Genomic DNA, 1,321 nt, shown 5'->3' on the forward strand with positions numbered 1-1,321 from the left:
CACCGACGACGCACGGGTCGATGGATATGGACCAGAACGGCAATCCGCGTGGCGCAAGCCGCAACGACCGGGCCAACAATGCTGCCGGGCTTCCGGGCGTCGATACCGGCCCGCAGATTTCCGGCAAGACGCCGCCGGCATCGACGGGCAGGCCCGATCCGCAGCAGACCGCCTCGCTCGGCAGCGAGAACGATGCCTATCAGACCGCCTATAATCACGTTCTCGCAGGCGACTATCCGCTCGCCGAAAAAGAATTCAACGGTTATCTGGCGGCTTATCCGAAGGGCGCCAAAGTGGCAGATGCGAGCTTCTGGCTCGGCGAGTCTCAGTATTCACAGGGGAAATACAACGACGCCGCCAAGACCTTCCTCAACGCCCACCAGACCTACGGTAAGTCGCCCAAGGCGCCGGAAATGCTGCTGAAGCTCGGCATGTCGCTTGCCGCGCTCGACAACACCGACACCGCCTGCGCAACCCTCAAGGAAGTCACCCGGCGTTATCCGAGCGCGCCCAAGGCCGTGCTCGCCAAGGTGGGCAGCGAACAGAAGCGCCTCGCCTGCTGATCCTCCCGTGACCACGGGCCCGAAAATCCTGTCGCCGGAACAGGCGGCCGAGCGGCTGATCGCCGATATCGCCAAACCCGCGCGCCTTCTCGTCGCCATTTCCGGCGGCAGCGATTCCAGCGGGCTGTTGGTCGCCCTCTCGAAATTCAATTCTCCCGGCTCCGGCCTGTCGCTCTTCGCGGCGACGATCGATCATGCGCTGAGACCTGGCTCCGCAGACGAGGCGCGCACCGTCGCTGCCCTTTGCAGCCGGCTCGGCATTCCCCATTTCATCCGCCGCTGGGAGGGAGAAAAGCCTGTCACCGGCATTTCCGACGCGGCCCGTGAGGCTCGCTACCGGCTACTGGTCGAGATTGCCGACCAGATCGATGCGACCGCCATTCTCACCGGTCATACGCGCGACGACCAGGCGGAAACCATCGCGATGCGCGCAGCCCGCAGCGGGGGCGAGGAAAATTCGGGCCTTGCCGGCATGGCGCAGGCCGTGCTCCTCGATCGCCACCGGTGGCTGCTCCGGCCGTTCCTCAACAGCCGCCGGGCCGATATCCGTGACTTCCTGACCAGAGAAGGGCAGGGCTGGATCGACGATCCGAGCAATCTCGATCCGCATTACGAGCGGGTGCGGGTCCGCGGGCGGCTGACGCAGGAAAGCCCGTTCGATGCTGCGGCCCAGGACTGGGCCGCGGCGCGGCGTACGGCGCTTTCCGACGAGGCGGCGCGCCTTGTCCGCGAGCATGTGACGATCCGCCAGGGTGTTC

Annotated in this window: 2 protein-coding genes; both read left to right on the forward strand. The window is 65.8% G+C overall.

Annotated features, from left to right (window positions below):
- The coding region (gene ybgF / locus MOV61_RS29945) for a tol-pal system protein YbgF (protein ID WP_247139181.1) at nucleotides 1-563 on the forward strand (563 nt) is incomplete at its 5' end.
- Between the two features lie 7 nt (nucleotides 564-570).
- On the forward strand, nucleotides 571-1,321 hold a 751-nt coding region (gene tilS / locus MOV61_RS29950), incomplete at its 3' end, for a tRNA lysidine(34) synthetase TilS (RefSeq protein ID WP_247139182.1).

The sequence above is a fragment of the Neorhizobium sp. BETTINA12A genome, from assembly GCF_023006485.1.
GTDB lineage: Bacteria > Pseudomonadota > Alphaproteobacteria > Rhizobiales > Rhizobiaceae > Neorhizobium.